Genomic DNA, 23782 nt, shown 5'->3' on the forward strand with positions numbered 1-23782 from the left:
GCCGGCAGGCTCGCCATCGGCATGGCCATGGCCGGAGCGCAGGTGGCCAGCGCCAGCCCGAGGCTGAGGCCGAGGCGGCTGAGCTTCTGAGCGGAACGTGTCATGTCAGCTGACTCCGAGTTTCAGACCCGACACCGTGCCGCCGATGCGGAAGTCACGGCCCTCAAGCTCCACAGGGGCGCCGATCTTGAGGTTCTGGTTGCCGAACACCACGCCGCCGCTGGTCTTGCGCCCTTTGCCCTCAAGTACGAAGCGGGCATCAAGCGAACCGAACACGGCCTGGTTGGGGTCGATGGCGGTCACCACCCGTCCGTCGGGCTGGACCGCCACGAGGCGGCGCTGCAGCGGCACCAGCTCCTGCAGCTTCACCGTGCCGTGGGGTTGGTTGCGGATCACGATGCTCACCTCACCGTCGTTGCGGATCGAGCGGATCAGGGCCTGGGGATCCGCCACCGAGGCTCCTCGCACATCCACCATCACCGTGACCGGCTGCATGGCGCCGGTGGCTTCCGCCACCGCACCGCTGAGCTTCGGGCTCCAGATCACCCCGGCCAGGGCCATCAGCACGGCGGCGGCGGCTCCGACGTCCACCAGACTCCAGGAGCGGCGGGTGGTTTGGGGCTCGGCGGCCATGGCGCAACGTTCAGACACGCAAGCTTAAGGAGCCTGACCAGGTGCCACCAGGGGGGTGGAGCTCCTGAATTCGCACATCGGTGCGGCCGCAGGCCGTCAGTTCCTCAGACTGCCGAGAAAGCGATCGAGGGCCTGCAAACCGCCCGCCACTGTGGCCGCCTGTCCGGGGCTGAGCGTTTCCGCCACCTGCTCCGCATCGGGCTTCTGCTCGAAGGTCTCCACCAGGCGGTGGCCATCGGGGTCGTTGCGGTACAACTCCCACGGGCCGGGGAAGCAGCGGCGCAGGGCGCCCTCGGGCAGGGGTAGCAGGGCATAGGCACTGCGCCAGGTGGAGAGGAAGCCTCGCCGCCGCTCCCGCGCCACGCTACCGATCCCAACGGCCGCATCCTCGAGGCTGCCGTTGAGCAGCACCACCCCGCCGCGATGGTTCAGGCAGAGGCGCTCGACCGCGTCGTAGTCCGACGGGCCTGGTGCCACCAGCAGCAGCAGGGTGTCGCCTGGGGCGGCATCGCTCGTTGCGTCGCCGGCAGGGCCCTGAGGGGCGCTGGAATCCCCAGCCTCTGCGCCGGCGACGTCTGAATCCAAAGGCTCTGCCGGAGCCCCAGCTCCAGCAGCAGCCACAGGATCAGCGGCGGCGGCGTTCAACCGCTCCTGGTCCTTCAGGCTGCCGGTGCGGGCGGCCAGATCAGGGGCGTCGCGCTGGGCCAGGGCAGTGGCACCCGCATCGGGGAACACCAGGCGGAACTGCCGTTCCTGCGCCTGCAGGGCCTGGCCGAGCCGCAGCACCACTGGCAGCAGACGCAACCCTTCAAAGCGGAACTCCAGGGTCCAGCGGCCGTTGGCGCTCTCCGCCAGGGCGGCGTTCAAGCCCTCCATGGCCTGGGCTTCGGCGCTGAGCAGATCGGGAGGAAGCACGCTGAATCGGTGGCGGGCGCGCCGACCCTACTCAGGTCCCTCAGCCCTCCCGTTCCAGCCGTTGTCGCGTGCGCGCCTCCAGGGAGTTGCTGGCCAGGGTCACCAGATCATCGAGTGAGCGGCTGTTGAGCAGGGCCTCCACCCGGGCCCGCGCCGCCGCATTGGGGCAGTTGTCCGGTCGCTGACAGCCGCTGGTGCATTCCACTGCGCAGTTGACGGCTGGATCGGCAGGGGCCTCCTCGTTCAGATCCGTTGCTGCGCCCAAAGGGCTGGTGCCACCATCGCTCTCCTCCGCCCACTCAGGCGCTGCAGGCACATCGGGAGCAAGCTCACCGAACAGCTCCGGCGCCAGCACCCCGTCGAACACCGGCTCTGCCGGCCCGCTCATGAACAGGTGGTCCGAACTGGTGTCCCAGTCGATCCAGAGGGTGCCGCCGGGCAGATCGACGCGGGCCGATCGTTCGCACAGGCCGAGGCGATGGCTGGCCACGAGGGTGGCGCAGGCGCCGGTCCCGCAGGCGAGGGTGGGCCCGGCCCCCCGCTCCCAGACCCGCATCACCAGATGGCTGGGGCTGATCGCTTCCACGAAGTGCACGTTGGTGCGGGCGGGGAAGGCCGGGTGGCACTCCAGCAGCGGGCCGAGCCGTTCCAGATCCACCGCTGCCACCGCCTCCACCGGCAGCACCACGTGCGGGTTGCCCATGCCGGCGGCGGCCACCGTGAAGCTCTCGCCCGCCACGCTCAGTTCCCCCTGGGGCAGGCCGGCCGAACCGATCGCCAGGGTGGTGGGCACCTGCTCAGGCACCAGGAACGGCGTGCCCATGTCGACACGCACGGAGCCATCGGCCAGCAGCTCCGGCACGATCAGGCCGGCCAGCGTTTCCACCACCCAGCGGCGGCCCGGTGCATCGCCGTCGCTGTCGGCCAGGAAGCGGGCCAGGCAACGGATGCCATTGCCGCACATCTCAGGCTCGGTGCCGTCCGCGTTGAAGATGCGCATGCGCAGTTCTCCATCGTTCTCGGGCGGGAGCGCCAGGATCACCCCGTCGCCGCCCACACCGAAGCGGCGGTCGCAGAGCAGGCTCACCCGTTCTGGGGTGAGATCAAAACAGAAATCAACGGTGGTGGCGTTGCGACCGTCGAGCAACAGAAAATCGTTGCCCAATCCCTGATACTTGCTGAACGCCAGCATCCCGTTCTCCCAGCAGGCCTGAGTCTGATCTTATGGAGATCACCACCCTTGATTCGAGCCTCCCGGGCGTACGCCAGCTGCAGCACTGGATCCGGGGCCGCAACCAGCTGGAACTGCTGCTGGTGGATTCCGTGCAGGTCACCGGCTCGTTGCTCTGGCAAGACCCCGAATTCCTGGCTCTGCGCGGTGAACACGAGGGCGACCCGGTTCTGATCAATCGCCGCATGGTGGTGTCGATCCGCTCCACGCCCTGACCCGAGGCGCCGGAAACGTCTGTGGCACGATCGGGCGTGAGAGTGAACGGCTGATCCCTGCGGCCGCCGCCAAGTCCGTCGTGCCCGAGAAGCTCGTGTCCGAGAAGGTCATCGCCGAGACCGGCCCCACCGATACGTCCCCTGTAGCCGAGAGCGGCCGCGCCACCGCTCCAGAGGCGGGTCGCTACCAGCCCGCGGCGATCGAGAGCCGCTGGCAGGCCCGCTGGCAGGCCGAGGGGCTGGATGCCACGCCAGACCCTGGCCCGACGTCTGCCGACGCCCCCGCGGCGACGGAGCAGACCTTCTACGCCCTTTCGATGTTCCCCTACCCCTCGGGGAATCTGCACATGGGCCATGTGCGCAACTACGTCATCACCGATGTGATCGCCCGCGTGCAGCGCCAGCGGGGGCGCAGGGTGCTGCATCCGATGGGCTGGGATGCCTTCGGTCTGCCGGCTGAGAACGCCGCGATCGAACGGGGCATCGACCCCGGTGACTGGACCGATCGAAACATCGCCCAGATGCGTCAGCAGTTGCAGCGCCTCGGTCTGTCGATCGACTGGAGCCGTGAGCTGGCCACCTGCCACACCGACTACTACCGCTGGACCCAGTGGTTGTTCCTGCAGTTTCTCGATGCCGGCCTGGCCTACCGCAAGGAGGCCACCGTCAACTGGGATCCGGTCGATCAGACCGTGCTCGCCAATGAGCAGGTGGATGGGGACGGCCGCTCCTGGCGATCCGGCGCGCGGGTGGAAAGGCGGCAATTGCGGCAGTGGTTCCTGCGCATCACCGCCTACGCCGATGCCCTGCTCGACGACCTGCCCCAGCTGCAGGGCTGGCCGGAGCGGGTGCGCACGATGCAGGCCAACTGGATCGGCCGCTCGGTGGGGGCAGAGCTGGAGTTTCCCGTGCTGGCGCCGGACGGCACCACCCAGGACACCACCATCACGGTGTTCACCACCCGTCCGGACACGGTCTACGGGGTGAGCTATCTGGTGCTGGCGCCCGAGCATCCGCTGGTGGCCACGCTCACCGCGCCCGAGCATGAGGACGCGGTGCGTGTGTTCTGCGAGCGGGTGGGGCTGCAGAGCGAGCAAGAGCGGCTGGCCGACGACCGGCCCAAGCGGGGCGTGCCGCTCGGCCGTTCGGTGCGCCACCCGTTCACGGGGGAGGCGATTCCGCTCTGGATCGCTGATTACGTGCTGGCCGATTACGGCACCGGTGCCGTGATGGGCGTACCGGCCCACGACCCGCGTGATTTCGTCTTCGCCCGCCAGTACGAACTGCCCGTGCGGCGGGTGATCGTGCCGGAGGGAGCCGATGAACACGACTGGGACGGCACCGCCTGGACCGAGCCCGGTGTGCTGATCCATTCCGGGCCGTTCGACGGGCAGCCATCGGGGCAGGCGAAGGCCGCGATCGTGGCCCATGCGGAAGCACAAGGCTGGGGCCGCGCCCGGGTGCAGTTCCGCCTGCGCGACTGGCTGATCTCCCGCCAGCGCTACTGGGGCTGCCCGATTCCGGTGGTGCACTGCGACCATTGCGGCGTGGTGCCGGTGCCGGCCGAGCATTTGCCGGTGGAGCTGCCCCGCGGTGTCGCCTTCAGTGGCAAGGGAGCCTCACCGCTCGCCCAGTTGCACGACTGGGTCAACGTGCCGTGCCCCAGCTGCGGCCGCCCTGCCCAGCGCGAAACCGACACGATGGACACCTTCATGTGTTCCTCGTGGTATTACCTCCGCTTCAGTGATCCTCACAACGAATCACTACCGTTCGCCAAGGCGACCGCCGATCAGTGGCTGCCGGTGAACCAGTACGTGGGCGGGATCGAGCACGCGATCCTGCATCTTCTCTATTCCCGATTCTTCACCAAAGTGCTGCGCGACCGCGGCCTGCTCAGCTTCGATGAACCCTTCCAGCGCCTGCTCACCCAGGGCATGGTGCAGAGCCTCACCTATAAGAATCCGCACACCGGCAAATACATCGCTCCGGCCGATGTGGCCGATGCCGATGATCCCCGCGATCCGATCAACGGCGATCGGCTGGAGGTGTTCTTCGAGAAGATGTCGAAGTCGAAGCATAACGGCGTGGATCCCGCGGCCGTGATCGATCGCTACGGCGCCGACACCGCCCGCATGTTCATCCTGTTCAAAGCCCCGCCGGAAAAGGATCTGGAATGGGATGACGCCGACGTGGAGGGCCAGTTCCGTTTCCTGCAGCGGGTGTGGCGGCAGGTTCAGGGCGCCCGCAGCCGTGGCGTGTCGATGGCGGCCACGGTCACTGCCAGCGCCGATCCTGGCGCCGCGGCTGATGCCTCCGAGAGCGACCGGGAGCTGCGCCGTTGCGTGCATGCGGCGATCGCTGCGATCAGCGATGACCTGGCCGACGGGCGCTATCAGTTCAACACCGCCGTGTCGGAGTTGATGAAGCTCAGCAATGCCATGGGCACTCACCTGGAGGCTGTCTCGGCACCGGTGGCCGAGGAGGCGGTGCGCACCCTGCTGGTGCTGCTCGCGCCCTTCGCCCCTCACCTGGCCGCGGAGCTGTGGGAGCAGCTGGGCGGGGCCGGCAGCGTGCACCGGCAGGGTTGGCCCGAGCTGGATCCCGCTGCCCTGGTGCAGGACACCATCGCCCTGGTGATCCAGGTGAAAGGCAAGGTGCGGGGCAGCCTCGATGTGCCCGCCGATGCCGATGCCGCCGCCCTCGAGCGCCTGGCCCTCGACAGCGACATCGCCCGCAAGTGGCTGGACGGCCAACCGCCACGCCGCGTGATCGTGGTGCCCGGCAAGCTCGTGAACCTGGTGCCCTGAACCTTGCTCCCCTGCGCCCTTGCCCCATTCAGGCCAGCAGGGCGGCGGCGTGGTGGCGCAGGTGGTCGTCGATGAAGCTGGCGATGAAGAAGTAGCTGTGGTCGTAGCCGGGCTGTAACCGCAGCTCCAGTGGGTGGCCGGCGGCGGCAGCGGCGCTGCGCAGCCGATCGGGCTTCAGCTGCTGGTCGAGGAACGGGTCGGCGCTGCCCTGATCCACCAGCAACGGCAAGCGCTCGCTGGCCTGGGCGATCAGGCTGCAGGCCTCCCAGGCGGCCCAGCTGCCACGCTCAGGGCCCAGGTAGCGGCTGAAGGCTTTCTCCCCCCAGGGGCAGGTGCTGGGCTGAGCGATCGGCGCGAACGCCGACACCGAGCGATAGCGACCCGGGTTGCGCAGGGCACAGATCAGGGCCCCGTGGCCGCCCATCGAATGGCCGCTCACTCCGCGCCGCTCGTTGAGCGGCAAGGCACTCTCCAGCAGGGCGGGCAGCTCCGCCACCACGTAGTCGTGCATGCGGTAGTGGGTGACCCAGGGGGCTTCGCTGGCATTCAGGTAGAAGCCTGCCCCCAGGCCGAAATCCCAGGCGCCGTCGGGGTCATCGGGCACGCCCTCCCCCCGGGGGCTGGTGTCGGAGGCCACCAGGGCCAGGCCAAGGGCGCCTGCCAGCCGCTGCGCGCCCGCCTTCTGCATCATGGTCTCATCGGTGCAGGTGAGCCCCGAGAGCCAGTAGAGGGCCGGCACCCGGGCGCCGGCGAGCGCCTGCGGGGGCAGAAACACCGACACATGCATGCTGCACCCCAGCACGCTGGAGCGATGGCGGTAGCGGCGTTGTGCGCCACCGAAGCACCGGCTTTCACTGATGGCTTCGAGAAGGGAGTCGCTCATGGACGAAAACGCCGCAGAAGGGGACGGATCGGTGCTGGGCTGCCGATGGCCAGTGACGATGCCGGAACGCCTGTGCTGAGGCCAGAGCGGCCGTCGATCGGGGTGGCGCGGTATGCCCCCAGGTTCAACCGGCGAAATCAATCACCGTGCGGATGCTGGTTCCGGCGTGCATCAGATCGAAGGCTTCGTTGATGCGATCCAGCCCCATGGTGTGGGTGATGAAGGTGTCAAGCGGGATCTCGCCCCTCTGGTAACGCTCCACGTAGCCGGGCAATTCCGTGCGGCCGCGCACGCCGCCGAAGGCCGACCCCCGCCATACCCTGCCGGTCACCAGCTGGAACGGACGGGTGGAGATCTCCTGGCCGGCGCCGGCCACACCGATGATCGTGGATTCACCCCAGCCCTTGTGGCAGCACTCAAGGGCGGCGCGCATCACCGCCACGTTGCCGATGCACTCGAAGGAATAATCCACGCCTCCATCGGTGCGCTCGATTACCACCTGCTCGATCGGGGTGGTGCTGTCTTTCGGATTGATGCACTCGGTGGCACCGAGCTGGCGGGCGATCGCGAACTTGTCGGGATTGGTGTCGATGCCGATGATCCGCGCCGCTCCGGCCATCACCGCGCCGATCACCACCGCCAGACCGATGCCACCGAGGCCGAACACGGCCACCGTGCTGCCCGCCTCCACCTTGGCGGTGTTCAGCACTGCGCCGATGCCGGTGGTGACGCCGCAGCCCAGCAGGCACACCTTGTCGAGCGGGGCGTCGCGGTTGATTGTCGCCAGGGCGATTTCCGGCACCACCGTGTATTCCGAGAACGTGGAGGTGCCCATGTAGTGATGAATGGTCTGGCCGTCCTTGGAGAAGCGGCTGGTGCCATCGGGCATCAGGCCCCGTCCCTGGGTGCCGCGGATCGCCTGGCAGAGGTTGGTCTTGCCGGACAGGCAGAAGCTGCAGCTGCGGCATTCCGGCGTATAAAGCGGAATCACGTGATCCCCCACCGCCAGAGAGCTCACCTCCGGCCCCACGGCCTCCACCACACCGGCGCCTTCGTGGCCAAGCACTGCGGGAAAAATCCCTTCCGGATCGCTGCCGGAGAGGGTGAAGGCATCGGTGTGGCACACGCCTGTGGCCACGATCCGCACCAGCACCTCTCCCGCTCGTGGCGGTGCCACGTCGATCGTGGTGATCTCCAGGGGCTGACCGGCCGCCCAGGCCACCGCCGCACGTGAACGGATCATGGACTGCCCCCCGAAACCAGCCCCATCCTGCCCCCAGAGGCTCCGGCTCAGGAGCGGCGAAACACCAGGGAGGAGGGCGTGCCCCAATCGCCGCTGGCCACATAGCCGCGGGGATTGCCGCAGAGGTGGCGCAGGATCCAGAACAGGGGCTCGGGGCTGTCGATGCTGAGCTGCCCCTGAAGGCTGGCCAGATCGTGGGGTTCGCCATCGGCCAGCAGTGCTTCCAGCCGGCTCTGCAGATCCAGGATCACGGCGGCCGCCTTCTTGCCCGCCTCCACGCCCGGCTGGTCGTAAGCGTTGATGTTCACAAGCTCCGCGTAGAGCCCCACAGCGCGTTCGAACAGCGCCACCAGGGCGCCCAGCAGGCGGGCATCGAAGCGCCGCATGCTGAGCGTGATGCTCTGCCGCCCGCCTTCCGATAGGGCAGCGCGGGTGCCCTGCAGGAAGCCGTCCAGGTAGTCACCGGGATGTTCCCCGTGCAGCGGCGGCACATCGGTGGGATCTTCCAGCACCTCGATGAAGGTGACGAAGAAGTTGTCGATGCCGTCGCGGAGTTGCTGGACGTAGGCGTGCTGGTCGGTGGATCCCTTGTTGCCGTAGACGGCGATGCCCTGGTAGGCGGGTTCACCGTTGCGGTCGAGCCGTTTCCCCAGCGACTCCATCACCAGCTGCTGCAGGTAGCGGCTGAACACCTCGAGGCGGTCGCGGTAGGGCAGCACCACCATGTCGCGGTGGCCCTTGCCGTTGCCCGCCACATACCAGGCCGCAGCCATCAATGCTGCCGGGTTGGCGGTGAGCTCGGGCACCCGGGTGGCCTCATCCATCTCAGCGGCACCGGCCAGGAAGCCGCGCAGATCTGCCTGGATCAATGCGGCCGGCAGCAAGCCCACGGCGCTGGTGATGCTGGTGCGGCCGCCCACCCAATCGAACATGTCGAAACGGCGGAGCCAGCGCTCCTCCACTGCCAGCCGGTCGAGCTGGCTGCCCGCCATCGTGACCGCCACCGCCTGATCGGCCCAGCTGCCGCCCAGCGCTTCCAGCCGGGCCCGCGCCTGCTCCATGCCAAGCCGCGGCTCCGGCGTGCCGCCCGATTTACTCACCACCACCATCAAGGTGGTGCGCAGCCGCTCGCCGAGGCCGGCCAGGGTGCGGCTGAATCCCTGCGGATCGACGTTGTCGAAGAAGTGAAAGGGCAGGCCCTGACCCTGCTGCTGCAACGCCCGCAGGATCAGCAGCGGGCCGAGGCCGGAACCGCCGATGCCGATCCACAGCACATCGGTGAAGGGCGCCAGGCCCGGCGGCTGGATCTCACCGGAGAGCACCTGCTGGGCGAAGGCTTCAATGCCGTCGATCTCCTGGCGGACGTGGGCGCCGATTCCTGGCTCGGGCGCCAGCTGCGGCGCCCGCAGCCAGTAGTGACCCACCTGGCGTCCTTCATCCGGGTTCGCGATGGCTCCGGCCTCCAGCGTGGCCATGGCCGCGAACGCGGAGGTGAAGGCGGGGGCCAGCTCCTCGAAATGTTGAGGCCCCACTGCCATACGGCTCACATCCAGCCACATCCCCAGCCCTTCGTGGTGCCAGAGCAGCGAACAGAACCGTTGCCACTGTTCCGCCGAAGGCTGCGGCTTGAAGTCTGGAAACGTGGTCATGCGCCCTGGTGGAAGTGACAGGTTCTGGCGATGAACCTATCGGTGGAATCGCCCTCTGAACCGTGACACAGCCCATCGCCGTGAGCCGGAACACGCAAGCGGCGTAATTGTATGGACGGCCACACAAACGGCCCAAGGTGCGGGAGCAGCCAGTGGACGACGGTAGAGTTTATTTAACAATTGACTCCAAAACCCGGTTTGAAGGCTGCCTTGAAGCTACGCATTCCGCTTGGCTCCCTTCGCACACCGGCGTTGCTGCGAGCCTCCAGCTGGGTCCTCGCCCTCGGCCTGATCAATGCCCAGGTGGCCACCGTTCGCCACCCCGATGCTGCCTCGTTGCTCAAGCTGCACGAAGCTGCCCTCAGCACCAGTCTCAATGCCCGCAGCGGCAAACCCGCCAAGCTGGCGATGCAGGGTCTGCGGGCGAATCCGGTCGATTTCACCCCTGAAGAGCTGCGTGAGCTGCAGCGACGTTTCGGCGTGCATGGTCCCCAGCCGAAGCTGGCCCAGTTGCTCACCCACGGCCTGGATCAGCTCACCCCGCTGCGTGCCCACACGGTCAGCCGCATTGAGGAGCTGAGGCCGGTGATCGTGAGCGAGTCACGTCGGCTCGGCGTGAACCCGATGCTCGTTGCCGCCGTGCTTTTCGACGAGATTCAGCGGGCGAAACCCGGTGAAGATCTGCCGATGGCGGCCGATTCCGGCCTCTTCAAGACCCACGGGCCTGCCCAGCTGGGGGTCGATGAGTTCGTGCATCAGGGCTTGCTGCCTGCCGATGCCAGCCCCGAGGAACGGGCTGCCGCCCGGCGTGAGCTGCTGGTCCCCGAGCGGAATGTGCAGCTGCTGGTGGGTAAGTTTCACCGCCTCTCCATCCTGCTGGGATTCCCCACCGACCGCCTCCTGCAAGCCAGCGCTGGTCCCCGCGATGCCAAGGCGCTCGCCACCCTGGCCTACCTCCACAACGGCAAGCTGGATTACCCCGCCCGCATCCTGAGCTACATGCAGGATCCCGCTCTCCACGCGCTCATCTACGGCGAGCGCAAGCCACAGTTTTCTCCGCTGATTTGAGGCGCAGACGCCATTGGAGCGTCGGTCCCAGAGCTGTTCGTAACGCCAGGTAGGCATCCGTCAGTCGGACTTGCAAAGCATGCCGAGGGCTGCGAGACGCGTCTGCAGTTCCGACCATCTGAAGCTGCGGGGATCTGCCCGTTCACCCCCCAGATCCACATACCGGTGGGTGGTGATGTTCTGGGGAGGGATGCCGAAACGGCGCATCCAGTCGGTCAGCACCACCGCCAAAGCGTCGTACTGGTCGTTGCTGTAGCCACTGTGCTCCGCGTCGGCATCCTCACCATCGAGCGGTGTTTCCAGGCTCAGGTGCAGGGCGAAGTTGTTCACCGACCCCCCAACATCCGGGTTGGTCATCACCCACTGGCCGTTGAAGGCGGAGTTGCCAGCGCCGAAAGCACGATAAGCAGGATCGAGCGCCTGCACCACCTGCCCGTTCTCCCCGATCATCAGGTGGTAGCTCACCTGGTCTTCGTCGCGGGGGTGGGGGGTAAGGAAGGTCTGCACCGCCGATTGCATGCCGTAGACCGTTTCGTGCAGGACCACCACGCGAGGTGTGGGGTCCACCGGATTGCCGAACGCATCGCTGCGGAAGCGGCTGCCGTAGTTGGTGGGATCGATGGTGAGGCGCTCCATCTCCAGCGGCAGTGCGGCCACCTTCGCCTCCAGGCGACGGCTCAGCGCCGGATCGGCCGTGCATTGGCGCTTCAGAGGGCTCACCCAGCGGTCGTGGGCCGGTGGCGTGGGGGCTGGGCGGGCATTGAGCGACGGCGTGGCGGCCGGGGCCGAGGACCCGGAACGGGGGGCCCCTACCTGCTCGAGCAGCTCCAGCAGGGAGGGGCTGGCGTCGGAGGGGTTGCTGGCGGAGATCTCGCGCCCCAGCCAGCCCAGGCCACCGAGGCCCAGCACGGCTACAGCAGCCAGCGCCACCGCCCCGCCCCGCTCGGGCGCCAGCTGGCGGGCGCGCACCACCAGTCCGCGGACGTGGTTCAGCATGGAACCAACTGCAACCATTGCGTGCGCAGGGCCAAGGCCGCCGCCGGGCCGTCGGGATCCGGCTGCAGTCTCCAGCTCTGCACCGCCGGCGCTGTGGGCTGCAGAGAAATACAACGCAGCCTGCCGTGCCGCCCGATCGTGAGGCTGTGCCTGCGGCCTTCCTGCCACCGGTGCGGGAGATCGCTGGGCGTGTGCAGCCGCCAGCCATCCAGGGCTATCAGCTCGTCCGCCACGCACAGGCCCGCCGCTTCCGCCGGGCTGTGGCGCGCCACCTTCTGAACGCTCAGGCTCGAACTGGACGTGCTGCAGGCCAGGCCGGTGAAGGGAGCGGTGTCCTTGTGCGGCACCAGCACCAAGCCCACGCTGTGCAGGGCCTCGTGCAGGGGCGGGTCCTCCTGCCCCTCCAGCCAGGCCGGCAGTTGCTTGCGCAGTTCAGGCAGCTGCGCGGCAAAAGCCTCGATCAGATCGGCTTCGCTGTAGCCCCGCCGCCAGCGGCCGTGCGTCTGCCAGAGCGCGCGCAGCACGGCGGCCAGGCACGAACCGGCCAGGCGCAGCTGCAGATCCAGCACCAGGGCCACGACGGCACCTTTGAGGTAGTAACTGATCTGATTGTCTCCGCTGTAGGCGTCCTGCCGGTAGAGCTTCACCCAGGCTTCCTGGCTGCTTTGGCGCAGGGTCTGGCCGAGCAGGCGGCCGGGAGTGAGCAGGTAGCGGCTGAGCTCAGCGCCCAGGTCGTCCCACAGGTCAGTGTCGGTGCCGATGCCGGCGAGCCGCGGCAGAAACTGGTCGTAGTAGCTGGTCACCCCCTCGGCGAACCAGAGGGTGGGCACGACCATCGGGCGGTCGTAGTCGATCGGGGTGAGCTCCGCTGGCCGCAGTCGCCGCACGTTCCATTGGTGCAGGTATTCATGGCCCACCAGTTGGAGAAACCTGCGGTAGCCGCCGGGCTTGGCCAGCTCCTCCAGGCCGTACTGCAGCACGGTGGCGTTGTCGTGCTCGAGGCCGCCGAAGCCCCGCTCCAGCAGGTGCAGCACAAACAGGTAGTCAGCAGCGGCCGGAGCCGCTTCACCCATCAGCCGGCAGCAGGCGGAGCACACCCCCGCCACGTCGTCGAGCAGTTGTGGGTAGCGCTCCAGCAGCGGATTGGGGTCTCCCCCCACCGCCGACCAGCACACCCAGCGGTGCGGCACCCCGTGCACTTCGAACCCATGCCAGCGGTGCGGACCTGCCTCCACCGGGGTGTCCACCAGCTGGTCGAAGCTGGCTGCGATCCAGCGGTGTTCGCTCGGTCCGTCCAGACAGGGCAGCGGCACGAACGGCTCCCAGCCCTCTGGCAGCAGCAGGTGCAGGTGGTGCGGCGTCCAGCGTGCGCCGTTCACCTGCAGGGCCAGGGCGGCCAGGGTCAGGCAGGCGTGGTCGTCGTCGAGGTGGCAGGTGCGCACCGTGAGTTCGGTGGCCATGGCGCCGTAGTTCACCTCCACCGGAAGGAGCGGTTCGAGCTGGGCGGTCCACACCGACGGCTCGCGCCGCACCAGCGGCACCACGGCTCCCGCTTGTACCAGCTCCAGGTTCTGCAGCTGGCGCACGTAATCGCGCTGCAGGTAGGAGCCCGGTGTCCACACCGGCAGGTGTAGCTCCAGGGCCTGGTGGATGGGAGTGAAGCGAAGCCGACAGCGGATCAGATGCTGGCGAGACGCCGTCAGATCCAGCGTGAGCTCCACCGGATCCAAGGGCGTCAGGCGGCGAGATGGACGTGAGCCTGGGGCAGCTCGCGCATCGCCTGGGCCAGGGCGACGCGGGCGGCGTAGCTGCGGGTGACCGCCGCCAGGAAACGCTGCACATCCAGGGAGCGGCTCAGCCGTTGCAGATCCCCCACCACGGCCAGGGAGCCGTCATGCTGGCGCTGCCAGCCGAGTGCAGCGCCATCCAGACGCACCTTCACAGCCACCGGCACCTGCTCGTCGTTGAAGCCCTGCAGCACCCCATCGATTTGAGGGCTCGCACCGAGTTCCTCAAGGCTGGCGACCAAGTGATCGAGATCGCTCACGACCGTTGGCAGGATGGAAAGGTGGGACATGAACCCGATGCCTGCTGCGGCAGACCATAGCGACGTGAATGCCGGCATCCAGTGGCCGTTGTCACAGCCCTGGCCGGCGGCGCATCCTCCGCTGCGGCTGGGAGTGATGGCCTCAGGCCACGGCTCGAACTTCGAGGCGCTGGTGGCCAGTGGCCGCCACGGTGACCTCAACGCCAGCGTGGAGTTGCTGGTGGTGAACCAGCCGGGCTGCGGGGCCATCGAGCGTGCCGAGCGGCTGGGCATTTCCTGGCGTCTGCTCGATCACCGTCGCTTCAGCAGTCGGGAGGCGCTCGATGGCGCCCTGATCGAAGCCTTTGGGCAGGCAAAGGTGGATCTGGTGGTGATGGCCGGCTGGATGCGGATCGTCACCCCCGTGCTGATCAAGGCCTTTCCGCAGCGCCTGGTGAACATCCACCCGTCCTTGCTGCCCAGTTTCCGCGGTGTCGACGCGATCGGCCAGGCGCTGGCGGCAGGGGTGACCCTGGCGGGCTGCAGCGCCCACCTGGTGACCGCCGAAGTGGATGGGGGTCCGATCCTGGCCCAGGCTGCCGTGCCGGTGTGCCCCGGCGATGACCATGCCCGCCTGGCGGCCCGCATCCAGCAGCAGGAGCATCGGATCCTGCCGCTGGCGGTGGCACTGGCCGCCGAGCGGCTGTCGCAGGCCAGCTCAGCCCAGCTGGCGCAGGCTCAGGGATAGAAGGGCAGCAGCGGCAGGCCGGTGCAGGCGGGCAGCCCCGCCAGCAGGTTGAGGCACTGAACGCCCTGTCCGGCCTGGCCCTTCACCAGGTTGTCGATGGCGCACATCACGATCAGCTGGCTGGTGCGCGCATCCACCTGCACCGACAGCAGGGCCCGGTTGGTCTGCCGCACCCACTTGGTGGAGGGGTAGGTGCCCACCGGCAGCACCTCCACGCAGGGGCTCTGGCGGTAGGCGGCCTGCAGCAGGGTGGTGCAGTCGGCGGCGGTGAGGCCGGGATCCCGCAGGCGGCCGTAGACGGTGGCCAGCAGCCCGCGCACCATCGGCATCAGGTGGGGGGTGAACTGCAGCCGGATCGGTTGACCGGCCGCGCGGCTGGCTGATTCCTCGATCTCACTGGTGTGGCGATGGCCCACCACGCCGTAGGGCGCCACCGCCTCGCCGGCCTCGGCCAGCAGCAGGTTCTCCTTGGCGGCCCTGCCCCCGCCGGAGGTGCCGGTCTTGGCGTCGATGATGATCCCGCTGGTTTCAATCAGGCCCTGGCTGAGAAACGGCATCAGCGCCAGCAGGCTGGCCGTGGGGAAACAGCCGGGGGCCGCCACCAGCCGGGCAGCGGCGATCGCCTCCCGCTCCCACTCCACCAGGCCGTACACCGCTTCTTCGCAAAGGGCGTCGTCGTTGCGCGGATGCTCCTGGGCTTCCGCTGCATACACACTTTTCCACTGGTTCAAGGAGCGGTAGCGGTAGTCAGCGGAGAGATCCACCACCTTCACCCCGCGCGCCAGCAGATCGGGCACGAGACGCGAGGCCAGGCCGTTCGGCAGGCTGAGCACCGCCAGGTCGGCCTCCGCGGCGATGGCGTCGGGTTCAGGCACGCGCACCACCAGATCCCTGGCCAGCGGCAGAAACGGCGTGATCGCATTCCAGCGCTTGCCGGCACTGCGTTCTCCACCCAGAAAGGTCACCTCCAGGTGGGGATGGTCATGCAGCAGCCGCAGGCTCTGCAGACCGCCATAGCCACTGGCGCCGATCACGGCCACGCGCCGGGCTGGTTCTGTAGGAGCCATGCGGTAGCAATTGGGAGGGGAAAGCGTACTGGTCGTCCTGCGATCTCTTCACGGTGCGCAGGTGTGCTGGTGGAGAATGAAGGTTGATGGCCCACGTCCCCTGGCTCTCCGTTCCGACCCACTCCACGATCGCGGCAGCGTTGAGGCGTCATCGCCAGCGGCGCAGGTGGGAGGCGGCGATGCTGCAGAAGCGGCCATCCGGTTTGATCCCGTAGCGGATGCCTTGGCGGCCATTCGCAACGGCGAGATGGTGGTGGTAGTGGATGACGAAAACCGTGAAAACGAAGGCGATCTGATCTGCGCGGCCCAGTTCGCCACGCCGGAACAGATCAACTTCATGGCCACCGAAGCCCGGGGCCTGATCTGCCTGGCGATGGAAGGGGAGCGCCTCGATGCGCTGGAACTGCCGCTGATGGTGGATCGCAACACCGACAGCAATCAGACCGCCTTCACCGTGAGCGTGGACGCGGGCCCCGAGAACGGCGTGTCCACCGGCATCTCTGCCGACGATCGGGCCCGCACCATCCAGGTGGCGATCCATCCCCAGAGCCGCCCCCACGATCTGCGCCGGCCCGGCCATATCTTTCCGCTGCGGGCCAAGCGTGGCGGCGTGCTCAAGCGTGCCGGCCACACCGAGGCGGCGGTGGATCTTTCACGTCTGGCTGGGCTGTATCCCGCCGGCGTGATCTGTGAGATCCAGAATCCCGACGGCTCGATGGCCCGGCTGCCGCAACTGCAGACGTATGCCCGCCAGCACGGATTGCGGCTGATCAGCATCGCCGATCTGATCAGCTATCGCCTCACCACCGAACGGTTCGTGCGGCGTCAGGCGGAAGCCATGATGCCCAGCTCCTTCGGTACCTTCCGCGCGATCGGCTATCGCAACGAACACGACGGCAGCGAACACGTGGCGATCGTGAAGGGACACCCGGAACGGGCCACCGGGTCGGTGCTGGTGCGGGTGCACTCGGAATGCCTCACCGGGGATGCCTTCGGTTCCCTGCGCTGTGATTGCCGCCCCCAGCTGGAAGCCGCTCTGCGCATGATCGAAGACGCCGGCGAAGGTATCGTGGTGTATCTGCGCCAGGAAGGGCGCGGCATCGGCCTGATCAACAAGCTCAAGGCCTACAGCCTGCAGGATGGCGGCCTCGACACCGTGGAGGCCAACGAGCGCCTGGGTTTCCCCGCCGATCTGCGCAATTACGGCGTAGGCGCCCAGATCCTCAGCGATCTGGGGGTGAAGCGGCTGCGGCTGATCACCAACAACCCCCGCAAGATCGCCGGGCTGGGTGGCTATGGCCTCCAGGTCGACGACCGCGTGCCGCTGGAGATGGACGCGGGCCTGCACAACGCCGCCTACCTGAGCACCAAGCGCCTCAAGCTGGGCCATCTGCTGATGCAGCCCCCCGGCCTGGAGCCACCCCAGCCCACCAGCCTCGGCCTCACCGCGGTGCTGGCCTGGCAAGGCAGCGGCAACGATCCCGCCCGCACCGAAGCGGAGCACTGGCCCCAGCTGCGTGCCTGGGCCCAGCAGCGCAGCCTCGATCTGCGGCGGGAGGAGCATCCCCGGCTGCTGGCTCTGCTCCAGCAACCGGAGCTCGCCCTGCTGCTGGCTTCCACCGACGGCCACGCCCTCGGTCGCGGCGATCTCACGGCCTTGCTCGGCTTGCTGGCGGAATGGCCTGGCTGCAGGGCGATCACCCTGCTGCTCACCCCCGATGCCCAGCGCAGCAGCCACCCCAGCGCCACGCTGGAGCCGGAGCTGCGGCCACTGCTGGAGTTGCGCCAGGACGGGCCCACCCTGCCCCGCCAGCCCGGCTCGCTGCTGCGCTGGCAGTGAGCCAGATCAATCAGTACGGGGCCGCACCGACCGGCGCTTGGCACTGATCGGCGCTTGCTACTGATCGCCGGTTGGAACCGCTCAATCCGTCCAGGTCGTTGGCCGGCGGACTGGCCGATCCGGCCACAGGCGTTCAGGCCAGGATCGTCACCTTGTTGATCTTGGTGCCCTTGCGGATGGCGAGCACCACATCCAGATTCGCTGCCTGGCCAAACACGGTGTGAACCCCGTCGAGGTGCGGCTGGGCGTCGTGGCACAGGAAAAACTGGCTGCCGCCGGTGTTCTTGCCGGCGTGGGCCATCGAAAGGGTGCCGGCCTGGTGCTTGCGGCTGTTGATCTCACAGGGGATCTTGTAGCCAGGGCCACCGGTGCCGGGGGCGCCGGCTGCGCCGGGTCGGGTGTTGGGGCAGCCGCCCTGAGCCATGAAGCCATCGATGACGCGATGGAAGGCCAGGCCGTCATAGAAACCGGCTTCGGCCAGCTTCACGAAGTTGGCCACCGTTGCGGGGGCATCGGCGTCGAACAGCTCGAGTTCCACGATGCCGGCATCGGTCTCCATCTGGGCTTTGGTCACGGCAGGCTCGGGAAAAACGGACTTTATCCACTCTCAGGTAGAACAGTGCCCCACCCTCCGCTCGGGGATTCCCCCTCACCCCTGACGTCATGAGTGCCACCGCTCCAGCTCCCAACGGCTCCGGTCACGACCTGGGCGGTGCCCGGCTCGGCATCCTCGGCGGCAGTGGCCTCTACGCCATGGAGGGCCTGGAGGATGTGCGGGAACTCTCGCTCGACACCCCATTCGGAGCCCCTTCCGACAGCCTGCGGCTGGGCCGGCTCGGCGGCCTCGAGGTGGTGTTCCTGGCGCGCCACGGTCGCCATCACAGCCTCACCCCCACCGAGGTGCCCTACCGGGCCAACATCTGGGCCCTGCGTTCGCTCGGCGTGCGCTGGATTCTCTCCTGCTCGGCTGTCGGGTCACTGCAGGAGCCGCTGCGCCCGCTCGACATGCTGGTGCCGGATCAGTTCATCGATCGCACCCACCAACGCCCGCTGAGCTTCTTCGGCAACGGCGCCGTGGCCCACGTGGGCATCGCCGATCCCTTCTGCCCCAGCCTCAGCCGCCTGCTGGCCGATGTAGCCGACAGCCTCATGCCGGCCGGCCGCCAGTTGCACCGCAGCGGCACCTACCTCTGCATGGAAGGCCCCGCCTTCTCCACCCGCGCTGAATCCAACCTCTACCGCAGCTGGGGCTGCTCGGTGATTGGCATGACGAACCACAGCGAGGCCCGCCTGGCGCGGGAGGCGGAGATCGCCTACGCCACCCTGGCCATGGTCACCGATTACGACTGCTGGCACAGCGACCATGCCTCGGTGAGCGTGAAGCTGGTGATCCAGAACCTGCACGCCAATGCACAGCTGGCGCAGCAGGTGGTGAAGGTGGCGGCCGAGCGTATCGCCGCACAACGGCCCGCCAGCAGCGCCCACAGCGCCCTGCGCAATGCCCTGATGACGCCGAAGGAGCGGGTGCCGGCCGAAACGCGCGAAAAGCTTGACCTGTTCACCGCTCCCTACTGGGGCCCCTTCGTGCCTGACGAAGCTGCCGCCTAGATCAGCCTGCCCTCCAAGGGGCGCCCCGGGCGCTCAGTGGCTGAGCTGGGCGCCGAGGGCGGCCAAAGCAGGCCGCAGGTGACCGCCGGCCGCATCGAGCGCCGCCGCCGCCGCTGCGGCATCCAGATCGGTGACCGCCATGAGCAGGGCCCGCTTAACGGATCCGCCCGCTGCCTCGAGCAACTGGATGCCGCGCGGTCGCTCCACCCCGGCCAGATCCCGCAGGATGCGCAGGGCCCGGTCTTCCAGCTTGCTGTTAGTGACCGCCACATCCACCATGCGGTTGCCGTGCACCTTGCCCAGCTTCACCATCACGCCGGTGGAGAGGATGTTGAGGGCCATCTTGGTGGCGGTGCCGGCCTTGAGCCGGGTGGAGCCGGTCACAAGCTCAGGGCCGGTGAGCAGGCGGATGTCGATGTCGCAGGGCATCGGCGCCTGGGAGGTGGGCACACAAGCCATGCCGATCGTGAGGGCGTTGAGGCTGCGCGCATGCAGGAGAGCGCCATGCACGTAGGGGGTGGTGCCCCCCGCGGCGATTCCCACAAGCGCGTCGTCGCTGCAGAAACCGCGGGCTTCCAGGTCGGTCTGCCCGGCTTCGGCGCGGTCTTCCAGGCCTTCGGAGCTGCGCAGCAGGGCCGGCGCCCCACCGGCGAGCACCCCTTGCACGAGCTCGGGCGGGCTGCAGAAGGTGGGAGGGCACTCGGCGGCATCCAGCACACCCAGGCGGCCGGAGGTGCCGGCACCCAGGTAGAAAAGCCTGCCGCCTGCGCGCAGCCGGGCCACGATCGCGTCAACGGCGGCGCTTAGCGCCGGTGCCGCTGCGGCCACCGCCAGCTGGGAGCAGCGCTCCTCTTCGCAGAACAGTTCAACAATGGCGCGGGTTTCCAGCTGATCCAGCGCGCTGCTGGCGGGATTCGGCTGTTCGGTGAGCAGGTGACCGCGGTCACCGGCGGCCACGCCGAAGGCTGAGGACTGGCTCATAGCAAGCCTTCAAGCCGGCGTCGAAAGGCTTCCAGTTCATCGCTGGCCGCTGAGGCCTCGGCTTCGGGCACGCCGTCGTCGGTGGAGACCAGGCCGGCGGTGGTTTCTGCCGCACCGCTTGCTGCAGTGCTGGTCCCGCTGGCCTCCTCGTTCCAGTTGCTCACATCCATGTTGCGTTCCGGGGGCGAGATCCACAGCCGCTCCTCCGGCGACTGGGGCAGGAAGCCCGTGGGCACGAAGCGTGCCTCGTAGCCAGCCTGGGCGCAGAACAGCTCCATCTCCTCCCGCTCCAGCGCCTCTACCGAGGGCAGCGGGAAATCCTGGGCCTCCAGCAAGCCCGCGTAGCGTTCGGCGTCGTCGGGGTCTTCGAACAGCAGCACCACCGTGTGGCCGCCGAGTTCAAGCGAATGGATGCCTTCGTTGTCTGTGCCGGCGTCAAACAGCAACACATGGACCGTCATGGAGCGCTCCAACGCCATGGGGTCAGTGTCTCACCCCGCGCCAGTGGTCAGCTCAGGCACCGGTCAGCCGGCTTCTGCTTCCGCTTCGGCCTGCTCGGCCAGTTGCTCCAATCGCCGGTAGAGCGCTGCCTCGGCGTCATCGAGCTGCTCCGGGACGACGATCCGAATCTCCACCAGCTGGTCGCCACGCTGCCCACGGTGGGCGAGCCCCCTGCCCCGCAGCCGCAGCAGACGTCCGCTGGAGGATCCAGGCGGCACGGTGAGCTGCACATCGCCCTGCAGGGTGGGCACCACGGCGCGGCAGCCGAGCGCGGCGGCGGGAGGGAAGAGATCCAGGGTGTAGAGCACGCGCAGGCCATCGATGCGCAGACCCTCAGGCGTGCATACCCGCAGTTGGATGAAGTGGTCGGCCCCTCCGGGCGCCACCCCGGCCAGCCGCAGGCGCCAGCCGTCCCCGGCCAGCGGCGGGGTCCAGAGCTCCACAACGGTGCCGTCGGGCAGGGACAGTTCCAGTCGTTCCCCGGCCAGTGACTGCTCCGGGGTGAGCTCCACGGTGGTTTCCAGATCAGCGCTGGCCTGCACCGGCGGCGGAGACGCTGGCGCCTGGGTCACCCGCCCGCCGCCATGTTCGCGGCTGCGCCCGGCCGGCGCTGAAGCAGGCGCCGCGGTCGGTTCCGGCGGCTCCTCGTCAGCGAGGCCGGTCGGGCCGTCCTCAGGCTCGTCGACGTCGTCGCTGGCAGCCGTTGTGGTGCGACCGAACAGGGCCTCCAGGTACTCCTCAAATGCTGGGAAGCCCCTGGCGAAGCGATCACGGCTGCCGCTCTGCGCCCCGCCGGCTTCCTGCCCCCGTTCCCAGGCCTGGCGACGCTTGGGGTCACTGAGCACCGCGTAGGCCTCATTGACTCGCTTGAAGCGTTCCTCGGCTACGGGATCATTGCCATTGAGGTCGGGGTGCCAGCGGCGCGCCTGCTGGCGGAACGCCCGCTTGAGGGCAGCGGCGTCCGCACCGGGTTCTAGCCCCAGGGTCGCCCAGTAATCAATGGCCGCCGGGGGGGAGGCGCTGCGGGTCACCGAGGTCAGTCCTCCGACCAGGGGTCATCGGCGGCCGCTCTGACGCGGCGGGGCGGCGGTGCCGACGGCTCCTCATCGCTGGAGGGGATGTAGCGGTTGCCATCGGCGAAGCTCTGGCGACCGCGGCTGGAGAGGTTGCGAGGGCTGGCGTCGTCAGCTGCATCGCCATCCACGTCGCTGTAGCGGGGAGTGCCGTAGCTGGTGGTGGGATACGAGGAGGTGCCATAGCTGGGGGGCCTGTAGCTCGGCGGCTTGTAGCTCGGCGAGCCGTAGCTGGGCGGCCCATAGTCAGTTGGGCCATAGGCCGCCGGGGCGTCGTAGGCGCTGCGGTTCAGCGGTGCGGAGTCCCAGGCCTCACGGCGCGGGCGATCGCGGCCGCCCGGGCGGTCCCAGTCGTCATCGTCGTCGGCGAACAGATCATCCTTGAGGGAGCCGAGCGTGTTCTTGAGGCCTTGCAGCGGCCCCGCCTCGCTCTTGCGTTCACTCACCAGCCGCCGGTTGAGCCCATAGAGGGCCTCCTGCAGCTGGCTCACGGCCAGATCCAGTTCCACCGGATCGTCGCCACCCACAAGCATCTGCACATCGCGGAGCGCCATCTCCACCGATCGCTGCTGCCGCTCCGCCCCATAGGGCCCCAGCTCCAGCGCCGCGTCGCGCAGCCGCCGCTCGGCCTGGGCCACCAGCGTCTGGGCGCGGTTGCGGCGGTCCACCTCGGCCCGCTTGCGCCGGTCTTCCACCGCCTTGCGTTCCGCCTCCTCCAGCAGGGCGTTGATCTCGTCCTCGCTGAGGTTCGAGCCCCCCTGGATGCTGACGCTCTGCTGCCGGCCGGTGGTGCGGTCGGTGGCCGAAACCTGCAGCAGCCCGTTGGCGTCGATGTCGAAGGACACCTGCACCTGGGGCACGCCGCGGGGAGCGGGCGGGATGCCGGAGAGGCGGAAGCGGCCCAGTGATTTGTTGTCGGCCGCCATCTGCCTCTCGCCTTGCACCACGTGCACCTCCACCGCCGACTGGTTGGCCTCCGACGTGCTGAACACATCGGAGCGGCGCACCGGGATCGCGGTGTTGCGCGGAATCAGCACCTTCATCACACCGCCGATCGTCTCCAGCCCGAGTGACAGGGGGGTGACGTCGTTGAGCATCAGGTCGCGCAGTTCACCGGTGAGGATGCCGGCCTGCACCGCTGCGCCGATGGCGACCACCTCATCGGGATTCACTGACTGGCAGGGTTCGCGGGGAATGAGGGTGCGCACCATGTCCTGCACCATCGGCATGCGGGTGGAGCCGCCCACCAGCACCACATCGTCGATCTCTTCGGCGGCCATGCCCGCATCCCGCAGGGCGCGCTGCACCGGCCGCAGCAGCCGGTCGAGCAGATCGGGGCAAAGCGCTTCGAACTGGCGGCGCTCCAGCACCACCTCGATGTGCAGTGGTCCTTCCGGACCGGTGGCGATGAACGGCAGGGACACGGGCGTGCTCGCCACCCCGGAGAGCTCCTGCTTGGCCTTCTCCGCCGCCTCGGTGAGCCGCTGCAGGGCCTGGCGGTCACGGCGCAGGTCGATGCCGTTGCTGCTCAGGAAGCCGTCGGCGAGCCAGTCGACGATGCGGCGGTCCCAGTCGTTGCCACCCAACTGGGTGTCGCCGCTGGTGGATTTGACGTCGAAGACGCCATTGGCGATGCGCAGCAGTGAGACGTCAAAGGTTCCGCCGCCGAGGTCGAACACCAGCACCCGTTTCACCAGGCTGCGATCGAAGCCATAGGCCAGGGCCGCCGCCGTGGGCTCATTGAGAATGCGCTCCACCGTGAGCCCCGCCAGGCGGCCGGCGTCGCGGGTGGCCTGCCGCTGGGCATCGTTGAAATAAGCAGGAACGGTGATCACCGCCGCTTCCACCGGTTCGCCGAGATAGGTGGCGGCATCGTCCACCAGCTTGCGCAGGATGCAGGCCAGCAGCTCCTCGGGCGCGTATTCCCGCTCGGTGGCAGGGCAGACAGCCCGCACGTTGCCCTGGTCGTTGGCACGCACGGTGTAGGGCACGGCCAGGCTGTCGTCGTCGAGCTCGTCCCAGCTGCGGCCCACGAAACGCTTCAGGTTGGCGAAGGTGTTGCGGGGATTCAGCACCAGCTGGCGCCGGGCCGGTTGGCCCACCAGCAGCTCCTGGTCACGGTTGAAGCCCACCACCGATGGGGTGGTGCGTGTGCCCTCGGCATTGGCGATCACCTGGGGACGGCCGCCCTCCAGAACCGCCACCACCGAGTTGGTGGTGCCCAGATCGATGCCGACGATCCGACCCATTGAGCCTCAAACTGAAGGACCAAACTACCGGCTTCCCTGTCGGGCGGCC

The 23782-nt window shown here is 68.4% G+C and carries 21 protein-coding genes; 6 read left to right on the plus strand and 15 right to left on the minus strand.

Annotation, left to right across the window (positions count from 1 at the left end):
* Positions 1–105 precede the first annotated feature (105 nt).
* The 3 genes from KQ303_RS00005 to dapF all read right to left on the minus strand — a co-directional run bounded on the left by KQ303_RS00005 (position 106) and on the right by dapF (position 2740).
* Complete coding sequence (locus tag KQ303_RS00005) at positions 106–633, minus strand: DUF4330 domain-containing protein (protein ID WP_094512836.1); 528 nt, start codon at positions 631–633, stop codon at positions 106–108.
* Positions 634–729: 96 nt separating this feature from the next.
* Positions 730–1548: a DUF1995 family protein gene (locus KQ303_RS00010; RefSeq protein ID WP_259728648.1), complete on the minus strand. Its 819-nt coding sequence runs from the start codon at positions 1546–1548 to the stop codon at positions 730–732.
* Positions 1549–1588: 40 nt separating this feature from the next.
* Positions 1589–2740, minus strand: coding sequence for a diaminopimelate epimerase (gene dapF / locus KQ303_RS00015; protein ID WP_259728649.1), 1152 nt, complete (start codon positions 2738–2740; stop codon positions 1589–1591).
* A 32-nt stretch (positions 2741–2772) separates the two neighbouring features.
* On the opposite strand from dapF, the gene KQ303_RS00020 reads away from it, so the two are divergent.
* Entirely contained in the window at positions 2773–2994 is a 222-nt protein-coding gene (locus KQ303_RS00020) for an Hfq-related RNA-binding protein (protein WP_259728650.1), read from the plus strand.
* 110 nt (positions 2995–3104) lie between these two features.
* Entirely contained in the window at positions 3105–5801 is a 2697-nt protein-coding gene (leuS, locus tag KQ303_RS00025; protein WP_259728674.1) for a leucine--tRNA ligase, read from the plus strand.
* 28 nt (positions 5802–5829) lie between these two features.
* Here the strand turns inward: leuS and fghA are convergent, their stop codons facing one another.
* From fghA to KQ303_RS00040, 3 genes are all read right to left on the minus strand, one after another.
* The gene (fghA, locus tag KQ303_RS00030) at positions 5830–6684 is read right to left on the minus strand and encodes an S-formylglutathione hydrolase (RefSeq protein ID WP_259728651.1); all 855 of its coding nucleotides are present in this window, start codon (positions 6682–6684) and stop codon (positions 5830–5832) included.
* A gap of 124 nt (positions 6685–6808) precedes the next feature.
* Positions 6809–7927, minus strand: a complete 1119-nt coding sequence (locus tag KQ303_RS00035; RefSeq protein ID WP_399232433.1) for an S-(hydroxymethyl)glutathione dehydrogenase/class III alcohol dehydrogenase — start codon at positions 7925–7927, stop codon at positions 6809–6811.
* 47 nt (positions 7928–7974) lie between these two features.
* Positions 7975–9576 (minus strand): glucose-6-phosphate isomerase, encoded by a 1602-nt coding sequence (locus KQ303_RS00040; RefSeq protein ID WP_259728652.1) that lies wholly within the window; start codon positions 9574–9576, stop codon positions 7975–7977.
* 252 nt (positions 9577–9828) lie between these two features.
* On the opposite strand from KQ303_RS00040, the gene KQ303_RS00045 reads away from it, so the two are divergent.
* Positions 9829–10644: a helicase DnaB gene (locus KQ303_RS00045; protein ID WP_259728653.1), complete on the plus strand. Its 816-nt coding sequence runs from the start codon at positions 9829–9831 to the stop codon at positions 10642–10644.
* A gap of 60 nt (positions 10645–10704) precedes the next feature.
* On the opposite strand, the gene KQ303_RS00050 is transcribed toward KQ303_RS00045, so the two are convergent.
* From KQ303_RS00050 to KQ303_RS00060, 3 genes are read right to left on the minus strand one after another with little or no spacing between them, the layout of a single operon-like run.
* Positions 10705–11640, minus strand: a complete 936-nt coding sequence (locus KQ303_RS00050; RefSeq protein ID WP_259728654.1) for an N-acetylmuramoyl-L-alanine amidase — start codon at positions 11638–11640, stop codon at positions 10705–10707.
* Positions 11634–13361 carry a M61 family metallopeptidase gene (locus KQ303_RS00055; protein ID WP_259728676.1) on the minus strand — a complete coding sequence of 576 codons (1728 nt, stop codon included), beginning with the start codon at positions 13359–13361 and terminating at the stop codon, positions 11634–11636. Before KQ303_RS00055 ends, KQ303_RS00050 begins: the two co-directional genes overlap by 7 nt.
* A 14-nt stretch (positions 13362–13375) precedes the next feature.
* Positions 13376–13717 (minus strand): DUF1257 domain-containing protein, encoded by a 342-nt coding sequence (locus KQ303_RS00060; RefSeq protein ID WP_259728655.1) that lies wholly within the window; start codon positions 13715–13717, stop codon positions 13376–13378.
* Between the two features lie 7 nt (positions 13718–13724).
* On the opposite strand from KQ303_RS00060, the gene purN reads away from it, so the two are divergent.
* Entirely contained in the window at positions 13725–14414 is a 690-nt protein-coding gene (purN, locus tag KQ303_RS00065; RefSeq protein WP_259728656.1) for a phosphoribosylglycinamide formyltransferase, read from the plus strand.
* Here the strand turns inward: purN and argC are convergent.
* Entirely contained in the window at positions 14405–15481 is a 1077-nt protein-coding gene (gene argC / locus KQ303_RS00070; RefSeq protein ID WP_259728657.1) for an N-acetyl-gamma-glutamyl-phosphate reductase, read from the minus strand. The genes purN and argC overlap by 10 nt on opposite strands.
* 247 nt (positions 15482–15728) lie before the next feature.
* Here argC and ribBA point away from each other — a divergent pair, with 247 nt between their 5' ends.
* Positions 15729–17321: a bifunctional 3,4-dihydroxy-2-butanone-4-phosphate synthase/GTP cyclohydrolase II gene (gene ribBA / locus KQ303_RS00075; protein ID WP_399232451.1), complete on the plus strand. Its 1593-nt coding sequence runs from the start codon at positions 15729–15731 to the stop codon at positions 17319–17321.
* Between the two features lie 133 nt (positions 17322–17454).
* Here the strand turns inward: ribBA and KQ303_RS00080 are convergent, their stop codons facing one another.
* Positions 17455–17895 carry a peptidylprolyl isomerase gene (locus KQ303_RS00080; protein WP_255100897.1) on the minus strand — a complete coding sequence of 147 codons (441 nt, stop codon included), beginning with the start codon at positions 17893–17895 and terminating at the stop codon, positions 17455–17457.
* Positions 17896–17984: 89 nt separating this feature from the next.
* On the opposite strand from KQ303_RS00080, the gene mtnP reads away from it, so the two are divergent.
* On the plus strand, positions 17985–18929 hold the full coding sequence (gene mtnP, locus KQ303_RS00085; RefSeq protein WP_259728658.1) for an S-methyl-5'-thioadenosine phosphorylase: 945 nt from the start codon (positions 17985–17987) through the stop codon (positions 18927–18929).
* A 33-nt stretch (positions 18930–18962) separates the two neighbouring features.
* Here the strand turns inward: mtnP and murQ are convergent, their stop codons facing one another.
* The 4 genes from murQ to dnaK all read right to left on the minus strand — a co-directional run bounded on the left by murQ (position 18963) and on the right by dnaK (position 23733).
* Positions 18963–19910 (minus strand): N-acetylmuramic acid 6-phosphate etherase, encoded by a 948-nt coding sequence (murQ, locus tag KQ303_RS00090; protein ID WP_259728659.1) that lies wholly within the window; start codon positions 19908–19910, stop codon positions 18963–18965.
* Positions 19907–20371, minus strand: coding sequence for a DUF3110 domain-containing protein (locus KQ303_RS00095; protein ID WP_094510480.1), 465 nt, complete (start codon positions 20369–20371; stop codon positions 19907–19909). The genes murQ and KQ303_RS00095 overlap by 4 nt, the downstream gene beginning before the upstream one ends.
* Before the next feature lie 63 nt (positions 20372–20434).
* Positions 20435–21442: a DnaJ domain-containing protein gene (locus tag KQ303_RS00100; RefSeq protein ID WP_259728660.1), complete on the minus strand. Its 1008-nt coding sequence runs from the start codon at positions 21440–21442 to the stop codon at positions 20435–20437.
* Positions 21443–21447: 5 nt separating this feature from the next.
* Positions 21448–23733, minus strand: a complete 2286-nt coding sequence (gene dnaK / locus KQ303_RS00105) for a molecular chaperone DnaK (RefSeq protein WP_259728661.1) — start codon at positions 23731–23733, stop codon at positions 21448–21450.
* Positions 23734–23782: the final 49 nt, after the last annotated feature.

It is taken from the genome of Synechococcus sp. CS-1333, assembly GCF_025128015.1.
Taxonomy (GTDB): Bacteria; Cyanobacteriota; Cyanobacteriia; order PCC-6307; family Cyanobiaceae; genus MW101C3.